This window comes from Ferrimicrobium acidiphilum DSM 19497 (assembly GCF_000949255.1).
Taxonomy (GTDB): domain Bacteria; phylum Actinomycetota; class Acidimicrobiia; order Acidimicrobiales; family Acidimicrobiaceae; genus Ferrimicrobium; species Ferrimicrobium acidiphilum.
Map to the genome: position 1 here is coordinate 1 of NZ_JXUW01000033.1, position 15,043 is coordinate 15,043.

The window sequence follows — 15,043 nt, forward strand, 5'->3', positions numbered from 1 at the left end:
AACGGCCAAGGCGCAACGGTGGGATCCAATAGAGCTCCTACGAGTTCTCCTTGAAACCGAGATCGACGGGAGAAATGCCTCGACACTACTCGTGAGACGCGCGGTTGCAAACCTGCCTGGCAATAGAACCCTGGCTGGGTTTGACCATTCGGTCTCATCGGTGCCCACCCATGTCATTAACGCACTTGGTACCTTGGAGTGGATACGGCGAGCAGAGAACCTCGTTGTCTGTGGTCCGCCAGGGACGGGTAAGAGCTTCCTTGCAGAGGCACTGGCATCCGAGGGGATCGAGGCTGGTATGCGAGTATCGTGGTTTAACTCCGAATCGCTTGCCCAAACCATCGCAACGGCCAAGGCGACCGATACCCTTAGTTCAACCCTGGCCAAGTTCAGACGTCTCGATCTGGTCATCATCGATGATCTAGGGATCCTACCGATTGGTGAGAACGACTCCGAAGCGCTCTATCGCGTCGTCGAGACCTGTTATGAGACCACCTCGTTGATAGTGACCTCTAACTTTGGACTCGCTTCCTTTGATGAGATCCTCAACCCAAGATCGATTGCTGCAGCGCTTGTCGACCGCCTGGCTCACCATGCCCATCTCATAGAGACGACCGGCGAGTCCATCCGACTCTCACAGGCTCTCTCGGGCAAGGGGGTGATGCCCCTCTAACACCAATCCCAAATGAAAGCTTGGTGCGACACGCTCTTCAAGTGGCGCCTTCACCCGTGCAAAACTAGTGTCCGTCACCGTGCAACTTAGGTGTCCGTGAGCATGCAGGTTGAGATGTCCCTTGACAGATAGCGATGATTTCTACTGGTGTTACAGCACTGGTAGCCTTGTCAGTAAGCCGTTGGCAGAACAAGCCCCAGCCCTGTTCGAGAATTGACCTGTTAAGTCCGGACTTTGCCTTAACGTTCTTGCCAGGCTTGTCTTTCGTTCCTTTGGCTGACTTGGTCATGTTTTTAATCTTTAGTCCTGATGAGCTAGCGCACACCACAGATGCATGTAATGCTTGTGCTATCCTTTGTACATCTGAAGAAACAGGTGCCAATTACTTCGAGAGCCACAACGATCCAACTGTTCAGGTAAAGCGACTGAGCAAGCGGATTGAAGCTCTCGGGTTTGAGGTCACCGTAACCGAGAGGGTTGCCTAGGCCAGAGCATCTCACAACGCAAAGACCAGCTCGCATCGTCGGATGCTTAGGTTTTGTCGTCCCAATTCTCCAGGTGGTGGGGCATTACACTTTAGTGTCTCTAGTGAGATCAAGTCATAGTCGCGCACCAGATCGGTTGTGGTCCACTCGATCCAGTCTTTACGTCGGTCTACTTCTTTGGCTGCGAGCTTAGCTATGGCTAGTTTGGTGGCCTTATAGCGGTTGGAGCCCTTGACTTGTCTGGCGAGCCTCCTCTGTAAGCGTCTCTTGCGTTGATGCTCTCCTTTGGTGAGAAGTTCTGGCATATCGAGAAACTCACCGTTAGACGTAGCCACCGTAATCGCGATGCCCATGTCAATACCAATGACGAACCCTGTTGACTTGCGCTCAATCTGTGGAGCTAGACGTGTGAAACTAACAAACCATCTGCCAGAACGATCCAGGGTGACTCTGGCAGACGATGCTGTTTCGATGTCACTCCATTCACGAGTGACGCGGAATTTGACCCATCCGCACTTAGGAACGAATACCTGACCCCATCTACGATTAATGCACCTTACAGACAGATCTCGTACAGCAAAACCTTCATTGATGCCAGCCTTGTGCCAAGTCGGACGTCCAAAGTGATCTGGTCTCTTCCACCAGTTTTGAAACGCCTGGCTTAGGTCTCGAAGAGCTTGCTGCTGGACTGCGGCAGAACCTTCCTTGAGCCATGTCTCTTTACGAGCTTCGGCAAGTTCTAGCATCCCAAGAATGGGTAGTGATCTTTTGTGATCGTTCGCGTCTCCGCAAGTTGTGTTGTTCGAGAGCGAGATTCCAGACATAGCGAGCATCGGAGCAGTGACGCGCAAGAACAGGTAGTTCCTGTTCTCCTGGGTACAGGCGCTCACGAATGCTCATGCTCGTAGTATTGGCCGAGGGTCTGACAGTCTTGACGGATACGGAGAAATCCAGCTCAGCATGCGCCTATCCATCCCCGCCCTCACAGACGGGGTCTTCCGGCGCTCTTTGATAAACTCAGGCCTCTCGCAACAGAGGCTCGATCTCAGGAGGTGCAGCTTTTAGGCCGGTGGGTCAAATCGACCATCGGCTGCGAGCCAACCACCGTCGACGACCAGATACGAGCCGGTGACGTACGAGCTCGCATCAGACGCTAGAAAAACAACTGCTCCTACCATCTCTGATGGTTGTGCCCACCTCCCCAGCATGGTCTTATCTCGATATGCCTCATACCAGCTCGTATTACTTTTGATCTGTTCGGTCAGCGGAGTCTCAACAACACCAGGAGCGATTGCATTGGCTCGCACTCCTTGGGGTCCAAGCTCAGCTGCCAGAACCTTAAGCATCTGAAGTACCCCTGCCTTCGTCGCCGCATAGACCGCCTGGCCAGGCTCCACAACCTGGGCACGGATACTCGAGAACGCGATAATGCTGCCGCCACCATTGGCCGCCATCGCACGCCCGAAATCTCGCATCACACGAAAGTTGCCCTTGAGATTGATCTCGATCACTCGGTCAAACTCGTCATCACTGACCTCGGTAATACGTTTACGTACGTTGATGGCAGGCGTCGACACAACGATGTCAGGTATACCGAAGGTCGACAACAGATTGGAGCTTGCTCCAGGATCAGCGACGTCAAAGTGAAACGACCGGGCTCCGGAGATATCGGCCGCGACTTTCGCAATCGCTTCATCATTGATATCGGCACACCAAACCTCGGCTCCAAAGGCAGCCAACCCCTTAGCCGAGGCGGCCCCTATCCCACTTCCGGCTCCGATCACCAACGCACGCTTCCCACTCAGATCAAATAGTCGTGCAAACTCCTCCATAACCCCTCCTTCGTAATGTCTCTACCTTATCCCCGGTTCATATAGCCTGGGAGTACGCACCCAATGTCAATTAACCAATAGACACCAAACGACGCACTTTCGCACTTGTGCGAACAGAGAAGAGGAACCGCCGTGGACGACGACCGACTTATCACAATCGACACCCTTATGAACAGCATCGAGCAACGAGCCGTGCAGCTCCCTGGAGCAGATCCGGTACCAACCTGTCCAGAGTGGGATGTGAACGCACTGATTAATCACCTTGCGATCGTCCTCTCCCGGATGAGGATTCGAATCGAGACCAACGCCGATCCAGATCCAGATGCGATGCCATCGACACCTCCTAATGGTATGACGGCACCAGAGTGGCTCTCGTTGAGCTACCGGGAACTTAAAACAACGTTCCTAAACCATGAACCAGAAGATCCGGCATGGAACTGGACTGGAGAGAATCAGATCGTAGGTTGGTACATCCGTCGACTCGCCCACGAACTCGCCATTCACCTCATTGATCTAGACGCCGCCTCGCCCTCATCCACGCCACCCGAAGAACTTGGTATCGATGCAGCGTTAGCTGCTGATGGGCTCGATGAGTTGCTCACCGTGTTCCTGCCGACGCGCAGCCCACGAAGCACTCATCCCATGGAGCATCACGTGCTCGCACTGACCCCTACAGAAAGCCCAGGGCAGCCTTGGTATGTCGAACTCAACGGCCTCGAGATCTCGGCCGGACACGACGAGAGACCGGCAGATGCCACCATCAAGGGAAGCAGCGTTGCGCTCTATCTCTTTGGTTGGAATCGTCCTGCAGAAGGACTCACCACCACTGGAGACTCCACCGCAATCCAAGACTTCTCGAGCATTCCCCGCTGATCTACTGGAAGAATATCGCATCTAATCACCGCGCCGTCGGTTAACACTGCGAGATTGTCATCGAACTGGGCCGAGCGTCGTGTCGCCCAACGGTGGCGGCGATGCCCTTCGTTGAATTTTCCAAACTTTTCTCTGGCGGCTCTGCACGGATGAGCACCTCGGTCATCTGCGCTAGGCGAGGGATTCCACTACCACAGATAGCAATAGTTCCAGCACGCGAGTAGTACACTCTGTGCGCCGTCGAGATGCTACCGAGAGGATATCGCAGAATACAAGCGCTGTCATCGCCAGACGTCCTACACCAGTTAGGCTACAAAGATGGGGTTAACCGGCCAAAGGCGACTGAGGCAGATAGCGTCGTTGGCTCTTTTGCCGCTGATTGCACTCCTGGCGAGCTGTGGTTCGCCAGGGGCAACGCCAATCGCCAAGCCCGTAGTTCAAAACAAAACCCCTGGAAAGCTGCTTGCTACAAAATTCCCGACGATCAAGCTGGCTTCGGCGGTAGCGATCAACTGGGGGAACTCGCCGAATTTAAACCTTCAAGGAGCGAAACTGATCACTAGATTCGGAGTGACCTACATAACCGAATTGGTTGGAGCAAAAAGTCAGCTATTTGTCCGAACTACACCCAAGTCGAGCTGGGACAACCTTGGAAACCTACCTGGCGATGTTGTGCAGTTAGATTTTCCAAGTCCCAACGACGGATTCGCCCTTGCCGAGACCAATGGTCCAGGCTCGGTCCTTGACTTATATTCGACCTCTGACGCTGGTAGGTCATGGAAGCCGGTCACTAGCGCTTCATTCATACAGGTCCATTTTTTCAACTCCCGAGACGGTATTGCCCTATTTGGCGCCTCCTCGAATGCAAATGGAGTCCCCTCTCTGTCGATCTCATCCACTACGGACTCCGGGAAAACCTGGAACTCCGCAAGCTCGCTTCCAGTGGAGAGTTATGGTTACCTGATCCCTCGTTACGTAAGTTTCTCATTTGGATCACCGGAGACCGGTTACTTAGCAATCGGCAGCGAACCTGGTGCCGGATCGCAATCAAAGATCCTCTTTAGGACGGACAATAGGGGGCAGACATGGCGGGAAGTGTCCAAGTCTCCTAGCCAGTACTCGCCATCAGCCTTACCAATGAACGGATATCTTGAACAGATCAGCTTCACTTCGGCCACGACTGGCTACTTGGTAGAAGCGCGGGGGCCCCGTGGAGCCCTCTATTTCACCTCTGACGGCGGAGTTCATTGGTCGGCGGTGCAGATCCTCTCCACTAGCGCTTCTCCGTCTACCTCACTGGCTTACTTCCGGTCCACTACCCCCTTTGGGGCCGTTGCCCTCACAAATATTGGATCGCTGTGGAATCAGCTCCGACCTGGGTCGCCATGGGTCGATCTTTATCCTCCTTACTGGGCCGAGAAGCTGTCTATCAATAAAGGAACCCTTGCAGCAGTCTCAAGAGGAGGGCGGGCACTCGAAATACCGGTAGCCTCGGGGGATCCCATGGCAGCTACAAAGACCCCGGCATCCACTTTGCTCGACTTTCAGCTCTTTGATGCGACGAAAATTGCCGTGTCGAACAGAGCTATTTGGACTCAAGTCCGCTCTCAAGCTTGGGAAAGGGCACCTTTGCCAAAGGGAGACCAGGCCCTTTTCGCCGACTTTGCGACGCCGTCCACAGGGATCGTGGCGGCCATTCCAAACCGAAACAGCATTCTCTCTACCACAGACGGTGGCAGACGCTGGGAACGAGTCTCCGTTCCGTTCATGCCTCTTTCACCCGATGTATTGAGCGCCAACGACTGGTGGATGATCGGTGGCACAGTCGGTTCACCCGTCAATAACCCTTACAAGAAAAACGTTCGCGTAATGACTTACTACCTTTACCACACCACAAACGCTGGAAGAAGTTGGACACGATACTCGTCTAGCCTTTGGTCGCAGATTTCGCCATATGGAGTGAAATTCTTGGACAGTTCGGTTGGATACTTATGGACGTCAAATCGACTCTTTCTGACCACCGACGGTGGAAGAAACTTCGTGGCTAGGAATCTCCCAAGCTGGCTGAATATCTCGTCAGGACACGGACTCGCCCCTGGTGGAAATGGAAAAGCATGGATCGCCGATGGATCATACCCGTTGTTAGCAACCTCCAACTTCGGTGCGAGCTTCGATGTCGCTTCAAGCAAAAGCTAGTGCTAGTAGACTTCGCGAAGTAGTGGTCGAAAATTACAATCCGCTATGCTGACGCTTTTCTGTACCTGACCAGCGACAAAGGAAGCTAACTATGAATAAGTTCGGAGGATTAAATTGGGTAATCCCGATGGGCAACCCTTTCGGCTATCCGCAGAGATAACTTGCGTCGACTGCTTGGGACGAGCTTTTTTGATGCCCCGATCCTATCCGGATGAACCTCTCGCCGTCGGTGACGTGCTCAGCTATAGGTGCCAAGATTGTGGAGACAGGTGGGACCTCGTCGTCGAGGAGGATGATCTCGATCCAGACTAACAAAAAACATTGAGGCACCGACAGGACGGCTGCAATCCGCTTGTTTGATGAGGTGCCACTGCTGACCAGACAACCAGGACTCAGCTCCCGTTTCGACGCCAACCACTGCTACTTTCGCACAGCTTGCAAGCGGAGCACCTATCTCCGCCCTTCGAGTGCCCACCGCGGTAGACCAGAGGAGGAGAGATTGTGACCTCCTCTCCAAAGTGGAGGAGGGAGCCTCCTTGATCGCTCACGTAGTGATCGATAGTTGAAGCTTCACTGAGTCGCCATGCCTGACGTTGGTAGAGCTAGAGTGCAATATCGGTCCGTACACCTCGATCGTATGTCTTGGGGCAGTTGAGATTATATTTTTAGCTGCTTTCTTACCTGGGTCGCACCTACGGTCAGACGAAAGACGGCAGAGGCGAGCTTTGCTCTTGCAATTCTTCTTGTCCGCGCCTCCACGCTCATGGCAAAGCAGGTTCGCGAATGTGGACGTATTCAAGTCGGTCATAAGGGCTAAATCCGAGATCTGCAGAAGAATCGCCGGCGTCGGTGGTCGTCATCACAACCTTACAAACCCAAGAATCGTCTCGTTGAAGCGACACCATCCCTTAAGGATTACAGCCAACGAGGGCGAACTCCTCGGCTCCATAATCTGACCTTATCAACACCGGATCCGTCAGCCATTAAACGTCTCCTAAGATCGGGGCGGGGTCGGGGGAAGGATAAGTAGCACCCAAATGCACACCGATCGCTCGTTGCCGTCAGTTTATAGGCTAAGTTTAGATGCGTTGGGATCGACAAGGAGAGGGGGAGGGGTGGCTCATTCGCTTCGGCACCTGGCACGGTTAGCAGCATTGGTCACTAGTGGGGCGCTCATGCTCGCAGCCTGTGGATCATCGAGCACGTCAACTACATCCTCAACGAACAAGAGTGCTCCGCTTCAGACTCTCACCATCGGTTCGTCGAATGTCTTCCCGCCAACCTTGAACCCAACGGCCAATGCCTCACAAGCTATCGATGAGGTGATCGACTACAACGTGCTCCAACATCTCGTTCAACTTGCGCCCAATGGGTCGATAGTCCCGGTGCTAGCCAGCTCCTATACCGTGAGTGATGCGAACAAGGTCTACACGTTCACGATTCGAAAAGGTGTCAAGTTTTCTAACGGCGATCCTCTTACGCCAGCGGATGTTGTTTTTAGCTTGAAACGCGTATATGCCCCTGGCTCGACGTATCCTTACGGCAAAATTTTTGATGTCTCGTCGGTGAATCAAGTCGGTTCAGACCAGGTTCGAGTGACCTTGACGACCCCAAGCTGGAACTGGCTCTACGACTTGGCCGCCTACTCCAACGGCGTCATCCTCGATCCATCCACCATCTCGACGATGGCAACCGACCCCATCGGCACTGGACCTTTTAAAGTAACTGGCGAAGTCTCTAATTACTCGGTCACCTTGGCAAGGAACTCCCAGTATTGGGGGTACAAACCCCACGTCTCCGGAGTGGTCTTTCGCTACTTCTCCAACGCAAACTCCTTGAATGCCGCCTTGCAAAGCGGTCAGGTCAACATGATTGACAACCTCTCCGCCCCGTCAGATGCGACGCTCTTCAAATCCAACCCCAAGTACAAGGTGGTATCGGGTCTTACTAATGGCAAGGTTCAGATGACCCTGAACAACACCTACGGGCCACTGAGAAACAAGCTCGTGCGCCAGGCCATCCTATTTGCGACTGACCGCAAGGCGATCATGGATGCCGCCTCCGGAGGCTATGGCCTGATCGACGGCACCGATACGGTGCCAGCCGATCCGTACTATCTCAACCTCGCTAACGAGTACTCATACAACGTCAAAACAGCCAGAAAGCTGATGGCAAAAGCAGGGTACGCCAAGGGATTCAACCTCCAACTAGTGCTTCCACCGTACTTCTACGCGAAGCTGGCGGCCCCGCTGATCGTCTCCGAACTTGGAGCCATTGGCATCAAGGTAAGCGTCTCCACTATCGACTTTCCACTATGGATATCGCAGGTATTCGAGGGTGGCAACTTCCAGGCAACCATCATCGATCAGGCGGAGGGTCGTGACGTCTCCAACTATGGAACTACTGGTTACTACTGGCACTACGCCAAGACGCCCGAGGTTGCGAGCGAACTAACTGCCGCCAACGCTGCACCCACCAAGGCACAGTGGATCGCGGGCTATCAGAAGGTCCTCAAGCAGATCACCTCGGATGCAGTCAATGATTGGCTCTATATCGCACCTTTTATCACCGTTATCGACAAGAATATCGTGGGCATTCCTACCACCGCTTACACGGAGTCCTACAACCTCTCCTATGTCGGCATCGGTGGCAGCATCCCAGCATCGGCGCAGCGTCTCGGATATCTCAGCTAACTCGATATTGCCGGTGACATATTGGTGCCAAACCGCGGAGCTGGCATGATGGACGAACCAGCCAAGGAGGAGAGCCGTGCAGATCGCTGAGCTTCCTGTAGTAGGTGATCCCACCCCCCAAGCTAGGGCTAACCGGCACGAACTTCTGCGGTTCCTAATCCGGCGCATCTCCTCACTGTTGATCACCATGTTTCTGGCCTCTGTGCTCATCTTTTGGATTCTCAACATCCTGCCGGGCAAGCCAGCACAGGTGATTCTCGGCACTCAAGCGACTCCAAGCTCGGTAGCAGCTCTGACCGCAAAGCTTGGACTGAACAGGCCGCTCGTTGATCAGTACGTACATTGGATATATGGACTCATCACCCTGCATCTCGGCAACTCCTATATCTCATCACAACCAATAGCTCCCGTGCTCGGGGCTGCCCTGGAGGTCACGGGACCGCTCGTCCTGGGTGGACTCCTAGTTGGGATCATCATCGCCGTTCCTCTTGGAATCGCGAGTGCCGTCCGCCACGCCACAAAGTCAGGAGTCGTGCTATCTGGTCTCGCACAGATCGGTATCGCAGTGCCGAACTTCGTACTAGGAATCCTACTCATTATCGTGTTTGCGGTCGATCTCAAGCTACTGCCAGCAAGCGGGTTCACCACCTGGTCAACGAGCATTACCGGAGCATTGCAATCGCTAATTCTGCCCGCTATCTCCCTCGGAATCGTGGAGGGTGCAATCCTTGCCCGCTACTTTCGCACCTCGGTGGTGGAGGTTCTCGAGGCGGACTACCTCCGCACCGCTCGCGCTAAGGGTCTCCGACCAAATCAAGCTCTCATTCGCCATGGACTTCGCAACGCAAGCATCCCGGTGCTCACCGTCCTTGGTCTAGAGCTTTCGGGCCTCATCATCGGAGCGGTGGTGATCGAAGCTGTCTTCACCCTTCCGGGCCTCGGAAGCCTACTACTCTCTAGCGTGGCGAATCGCGATCTAATCACCGTCCAAGATATCGTGATGCTCGTCGCAACCACCGTACTCGTCGTCAACCTCATCGTCGATATTCTCTACCGGATCATCGACCCCCGCATGGGGCTGCGTTCATGAGCAGTTTCGAGGCAAACGGAGAGGCGGGCGACAACGTGCGGCGGGCGACCCCAGGGCACAAGGTATCACCGCTGCGGCTACTCTTGTCAAGTCCGAGTGCTACGACAGGAGCGATTATTGTGGCTGTCACGATTATTGTGGCGATCGTCTCTATCTGGTGGACACCGTATGGCCCCCTCACTGTTAATACTGGTTCCGAGCTCCTCCGCCCAAGTCTCGCTCATCCACTTGGAACCGATCAATACGGTCGCGACGTGTTATCACGCTTGATGACCGGAACCCAGATTACGTTGCTATCTAGCTTGGGTGCGGTGATCATCGCTCTTCTGATCGGCGTGCCTGCCGGCCTCGTTGCCGCCTTCAAAAGGGGGGCCACCGGAGAGGTGATCATGCGTGGCGTTGATCTCCTCTACTCCTTTCCGGCGTTGCTCGCCGCTATCACTCTGGTCGCTGCGCTTGGTGCCTCCACGCTAACGGCGACTCTCGCCATCGGGATAGCCTCGATCCCGGTCTTTGCGAGAGTCACCCGTTCTACCGCACTCGGAGTTCTCTCGACGGATTATGTCCTGGCTGCGCGGGCCTACGGACGCTCGAACCTTCAGATCGCAAGGCGACATGTACTACCCAACATCATGCCGATATTGGTGGCACAGATTGCCCTTCTGTTATCGGTGACAATCCTGGCGGTTGCTGCACTCTCCTATCTCGGCCTCGGAACCCCTCCACCCGCCCCCACATGGGGAGGGATGCTAGAGAGTGCCCAAAACTATCTCTATCAAGATCCGCTCTTAGCTCTGTGGCCAGGGATAGCCATTGCCGTGACCGTCTTTGGTCTCAACGCGCTCGGCGATGGTCTCCGCGATCTCCTAGATCCCACGCTAAAGGGTCGCCAATGAGTCTGCTTGAGGTCTCTGACCTCCAGCTCACGATAGGTAACATTGAACTACTGAAAGGCATCAGCTTCTCGATAGAACCCACCGAGCGTCTTGGTCTCATCGGTGAGTCCGGGTCCGGAAAATCATTGACTGCTCTCGCGGTGATGGGTCTGCTGCCACAGCGAGCCCATCTCTCCGGTTCGGTGCGCCTAGCAGACCAGGAACTCACCAACCTCCATGAGCGTAACTACGCTAACTTACGCGGCAATAGGATCGCCATGATCTTTCAAGAACCCATGACGAGCTTGAACCCTCTCATGCGAGTCGGTAAGCAGGTTGGCGAGGTGTTCCGAATTCACCACCACCTCTCTCGCAACGAGAGCGCGACGCAGGCGATATCCCTGCTTGAACGTGTCGGTTTCGATGCGCCAGCACAACAGGCCCGAGCCTTCCCACACCAGCTCTCAGGGGGACAGCGGCAACGTGTGATGATAGCTATGGCGATCGCCTGCAACCCTGACCTGATTTTGGCCGATGAGCCGACGACTGCACTCGACGTTACCGTTCAAGCCCAGGTGCTCGAACTCCTTCAGGATCTCACTGCAGAGCACGGTTGCGCGCTGATGCTTATCAGTCACGATCTCGCAGTAGTCGCAAACGTCTGCGATCGGATCCAGGTAATGTACGGCGGTGTTGTTGTCGAGTCCGCCACCACACAGGAGCTTTTGCGTGCGCCACAACACCCCTATACGCGTGCACTGCTAGCAACCTCACACGGTATCGAAGATCTAGACCATGAGCTATTCGGCCAACTTCCCACAATCCCAGGCGTTGTAGCCGAGGCAGGCAAGTTTCCTTCTGGCTGTACTTTTCGTGGTCGATGCGAACGAGAATCGAATCGCTGCACTAACATGCCGCCGTCAACCGGTGGATCACATCAAGTGCGCTGTTGGCACCCCTACGGATCGGACCAGTAAGCTTTGCCTGCGTTACCTTCCGATCCAAACGTGTTCACTCTCAAACATGTAAGTCGAATCTATGGCGGTCGCGGTCGCAGCGTACGGGCACTCAACGACATTAACCTCACGGTAGAGGCGGGTGAACGTGTAGGAATCGTAGGCGAATCCGGCTCGGGTAAGTCGACGCTGGCGAGATTGTTGGTCGCGCTGGACACTCCAAGCGCAGGTGAGCTGCAGTTCCATGGGCGACCACTACCCACAGCGAGAGCGGGACTGCTTGATTTCCGCCGTCAAGTCCAGATTGTCTTCCAAGACCCTTTTGGCTCCCTCGACCCTAGGCTGACCGTCGGCGTATCAATTGCGGAGCCAATACGTTCTCTACAGCTTGCAGGGAACGAACGAGATCGGGTTTTAGAGATCCTGAGTGCGGTCGGGCTACCCCTCAACAGCGAAAGGTTGTACCCACACCAGCTCTCAGGGGGACAGCGGCAACGGGTCGCAATAGCACGTGCACTTGCTCCTCAACCCTCTGTTCTTATCGCCGATGAGCCAGTTTCGGCGCTCGATGTCTCTGTTCGAGCCCAAGTGCTCAACCTCATCGCCAAGTTGGTGGAAGAATTAGGTCTCACCCTTGTCTTCATCTCCCACGACATGGCGGTCATACGCCACATCTGCTCTCGAGTCATCGTCCTCTATCGAGGGGAACTCGTAGAGGATAATTCAACCGAAAACATCTTCACCGACCCACAACACCCATATACGCGGGAACTGTTGCGATCGATTCCTCGCTTACCTAAATGACCGTTTTTACTCATCTCCGGGCGCTCACTCCAAAAGATTAGACTCCACCTAAGTGCCTGATTTGTCCCCACATAATCGTGTAGCCCTCGTAACCGGAGCCAACGGCGGATTGGGGCGATGGTGTAGCCTCGGGCTTGCGCGGCGTGGCAGCGTCGTCGTTCTTGGTTGCAGAAGTCTTCAACGAGGACAGGAAGCTATCGACTGGATTCACCAACGAGTCCCCGGAGCTGAGCTCGAACTGCTGCAGATCGATCTAGCGAGGTTATCGTCGGTACGGGCTGCGGCTGATGAACTCATGGAACGACATCCAACTCTCGACACATTAGTGAACAATGCAGGAGTCATGATGCTACCTCGAGCCATGACTGAGGACGGGTTCGAGCAGCAATTCGGTATCAATTACCTCGCGCATTACGCCTTAACAGCGCACCTCTTCCCAGTGCTCATGGCTAGTGACTCTCCGAGGGTAGTTTCAGTCGCAAGTCTGGTAGCCAATCAGGGCCGCATTGAACTCGACGATCTGCAAGGACTGACACGCTATGGTCGTTCACGCGCCTATGCCCAGTCCAAACTCGCTAATCTACTATTCGCCCGGGAGCTTGCTCGAAGGATAGATGCGCAAAAGCTCCCAATGACTAGCGTTGCCGCCCACCCAGGATTCGCGAACACCGGTCTTCAACGACGGACTGGTCGGGCCAACCTTGGACGCATAGGCGAGATCGCCATGACGGGGGCCAATCTCCTCTTTGCGCAGACGGCTGAGCGAGGCGCAATTCCACTAATCCAAGCAGCAACCGACCCCCTCGTCACCAATGGTAGCTATCTGGGTCCAAATGGCTTCAAAGAACTTTGGGGGCGTCAAGCGCGTCCGGCTCAACTACCGAAAACTGCTCTCGATGTCCACGTCGCTAGCGAACTATGGAGGATCTCTGCTGCCATCAGCGGCGTCGGCTTCCCAATTTGAAATACAAGAGAGCGCACCTGTCTCGCAGGGCCGCAGCTAGGCATCCAGCACCCATCCGGTCTGCCTGCACATGCGGGTCTTTCTTGCCCATCAGTCGCTTAAACCCGGGAATGCATACCGCTGAAAACAGTATCGATGCCAGTTGGAAACACTTGACCGAACTGGCTCAACTGCACTGGGGTCCCATTACTCGATTGCTTTCATCCGGTTGTAGTGGAATCAAAACGCTCCTCCTCGAGGAGCTGAATTCCGCTATCGCCCTATGGCTAGATGTTTCCAAATGTTCGGCAACTGCTGCAAAACAGTTGCTGTAGAAACTCCAAACTTGGATCTTGACGACCTGCTCGCGCTAAGGATCAAATATTCTCAAGTCCACTTAGGACGTAGTCGCCAGTCCTCATTCGCTCTTACTGCTTCGTCGCAGAATTCGGCATCTTCGCCAACTGCCAACATTGCTGCCAACATTGCTGCTGGCATTACATAGGCTCTCCAGGCGCTTTCAGTCCCCGGCTGTATCCCCAATTGCGAGCAGGTCCAGTCAGACTGGTATCTTGGTGTTGGCGCCTACGATACCGCCTTGGCAACAAAGACTGGAATGTGGCGGGAGGTCTTTGTTTGGTATTCAGCATAAGGAGGAAAGGCGGCGACTGCCCGATCCCACCACAGTACGCGCTCCGCTCCCTCAACCTCTCGAACAATCGCATCCATCAAAATGTCTCTGTCATGAATAGTGACCTTGTCTGGATGGGCAACCAGATTGTAGTACCAAAAAGGATGTTCTGGTGCGCCACCCTTGGAGGCTATCAAGGCATATTCACCTTCATGCTCAACCCTCATCAAAGGTGTCTTTCGCAACTTCCCCGTTTTTGCGCCCAACGTCCACAGAATTATAACGGGCAGCCCCGTGTCTGACAGTGTTCCACCCTGTTGACCATTCGTACGTTCGTAGAGATCTACCTGATTGCGAACCCACTCTTGGGTGCTCGGTTCATATTCACCTGACAATGGCATAAGACCAGTCTAGAGGAGTAATCGCATCAGCTGATTGAGACAGGCGGAGTTGATGTCAGAAATAGATTTCCGGGTCAATTGGGTGAGGCGAGTGCTGAACTCACATCTCGGGCGCCTGGAAACGTTGTGCCCGAATGGATCGCCCTAGGTTAGCCGCACAACGGGATAGTAAGCCGCTCAAATGTACGGTTCGTAACTGCAAACTCTTGGACAACGATATCGCAATCGTCTAGGAATTTAAATGGGTGCGGCTCCCGTAGAGGGACTTCTTGCAACCAGGGCGATTGTTGCATACACGAAGCGAGCCTCGTGCACTGGGTGGCGTTCTCTGTCGAGATAAAAGCTCTAGTACTCGTCGAAGTGGCCGTTGCTGGGTAAGGTGCGTAGCTTCATTATCGCCTCCGCTCCGTTGAGTTCCCAACGGGCACCGGTCAAATCAAGGCGATCCTTTACGAGATGACGACACGCATCTTCGATCACTCCGGAGGCGATCGGTTAGCCTTCTTCGATCGCTTGACGGTGGCGGAGGTGATCCTGCTTTACAAGTAGATAGCGAGTGCAACGATCAGCGTTCTTCCAGGATCGGAGATC

General features: G+C 54.5%; 12 protein-coding genes. 9 read left to right on the forward strand and 3 right to left on the reverse strand.

The features are described 5' to 3' along the window. A partial coding sequence (gene istB / locus FEAC_RS12235) for an IS21-like element helper ATPase IstB (protein WP_052566350.1) occupies positions 1-673 on the forward strand: 673 nt, incomplete at its 5' end. A 496-nt stretch (positions 674-1,169) separates the two neighbouring features. On the opposite strand, the gene FEAC_RS12245 is transcribed toward istB, so the two are convergent. Beyond that, a complete protein-coding gene (locus FEAC_RS12245; RefSeq protein WP_052566352.1) occupies positions 1,170-2,048 on the reverse strand; it encodes an RNA-guided endonuclease InsQ/TnpB family protein in 879 nt (292 codons plus the stop codon). Between the two features lie 171 nt (positions 2,049-2,219). Next, the gene (locus FEAC_RS12250) at positions 2,220-2,990 is read right to left on the reverse strand and encodes an SDR family NAD(P)-dependent oxidoreductase (RefSeq protein ID WP_035391346.1); all 771 of its coding nucleotides are present in this window, start codon (positions 2,988-2,990) and stop codon (positions 2,220-2,222) included. Between the two features lie 132 nt (positions 2,991-3,122). Between FEAC_RS12250 and FEAC_RS12255 the strand changes: the two genes are divergently transcribed. The 8 genes from FEAC_RS12255 to FEAC_RS12295 all read left to right on the forward strand — a co-directional run bounded on the left by FEAC_RS12255 (position 3,123) and on the right by FEAC_RS12295 (position 13,441). Next, on the forward strand, positions 3,123-3,863 hold the full coding sequence (locus FEAC_RS12255; RefSeq protein ID WP_035391344.1) for a maleylpyruvate isomerase family mycothiol-dependent enzyme: 741 nt from the start codon (positions 3,123-3,125) through the stop codon (positions 3,861-3,863). Positions 3,864-4,181: 318 nt separating this feature from the next. Then, on the forward strand, positions 4,182-6,059 hold the full coding sequence (locus FEAC_RS12260) for a DUF6242 domain-containing protein (RefSeq protein WP_035391342.1): 1,878 nt from the start codon (positions 4,182-4,184) through the stop codon (positions 6,057-6,059). Positions 6,060-7,174: 1,115 nt separating this feature from the next. Continuing rightward, positions 7,175-8,752: an ABC transporter substrate-binding protein gene (locus FEAC_RS12270; RefSeq protein WP_035391338.1), complete on the forward strand. Its 1,578-nt coding sequence runs from the start codon at positions 7,175-7,177 to the stop codon at positions 8,750-8,752. A 76-nt stretch (positions 8,753-8,828) separates the two neighbouring features. After that, on the forward strand, positions 8,829-9,842 hold the full coding sequence (locus tag FEAC_RS12275) for an ABC transporter permease (protein ID WP_201773909.1): 1,014 nt from the start codon (positions 8,829-8,831) through the stop codon (positions 9,840-9,842). Further along, positions 9,839-10,738, forward strand: a complete 900-nt coding sequence (locus tag FEAC_RS12280) for an ABC transporter permease (RefSeq protein WP_081901238.1) — start codon at positions 9,839-9,841, stop codon at positions 10,736-10,738. Before FEAC_RS12275 ends, FEAC_RS12280 begins: the two co-directional genes overlap by 4 nt. Further along, the gene (locus FEAC_RS12285) at positions 10,735-11,694 is read left to right on the forward strand and encodes an ABC transporter ATP-binding protein (RefSeq protein ID WP_035391336.1); all 960 of its coding nucleotides are present in this window, start codon (positions 10,735-10,737) and stop codon (positions 11,692-11,694) included. Before FEAC_RS12280 ends, FEAC_RS12285 begins: the two co-directional genes overlap by 4 nt. Positions 11,695-11,724: 30 nt before the next feature. Beyond that, positions 11,725-12,477 (forward strand): ABC transporter ATP-binding protein, encoded by a 753-nt coding sequence (locus FEAC_RS12290; protein WP_035391334.1) that lies wholly within the window; start codon positions 11,725-11,727, stop codon positions 12,475-12,477. 52 nt (positions 12,478-12,529) lie between these two features. Next, positions 12,530-13,441 carry an oxidoreductase gene (locus tag FEAC_RS12295; RefSeq protein WP_035391332.1) on the forward strand — a complete coding sequence of 304 codons (912 nt, stop codon included), beginning with the start codon at positions 12,530-12,532 and terminating at the stop codon, positions 13,439-13,441. Between the two features lie 564 nt (positions 13,442-14,005). On the opposite strand, the gene FEAC_RS12300 is transcribed toward FEAC_RS12295, so the two are convergent. Further along, positions 14,006-14,452, reverse strand: a complete 447-nt coding sequence (locus tag FEAC_RS12300; RefSeq protein WP_035391330.1) for a nitroreductase family deazaflavin-dependent oxidoreductase — start codon at positions 14,450-14,452, stop codon at positions 14,006-14,008. Positions 14,453-15,043 lie beyond the last annotated feature (591 nt).

Excerpts from the sequence above, each read along its gene's own strand:
- FEAC_RS12260 (WP_035391342.1), top strand. The coding sequence starts at position 4,182 with ATGGGGTTAACCGGCCAAAGGCGACTGAGGCAGATAGCGTCGTTGGCT.
- FEAC_RS12300 (WP_035391330.1), bottom strand. The coding sequence starts at position 14,452 with ATGCCATTGTCAGGTGAATATGAACCGAGCACCCAAGAGTGGGTTCGC.
- FEAC_RS12285 (WP_035391336.1), top strand. The coding sequence starts at position 10,735 with ATGAGTCTGCTTGAGGTCTCTGACCTCCAGCTCACGATAGGTAACATT.
- FEAC_RS12250 (WP_035391346.1), bottom strand. The coding sequence starts at position 2,990 with ATGGAGGAGTTTGCACGACTATTTGATCTGAGTGGGAAGCGTGCGTTG.
- FEAC_RS12280 (WP_081901238.1), top strand. The coding sequence starts at position 9,839 with ATGAGCAGTTTCGAGGCAAACGGAGAGGCGGGCGACAACGTGCGGCGG.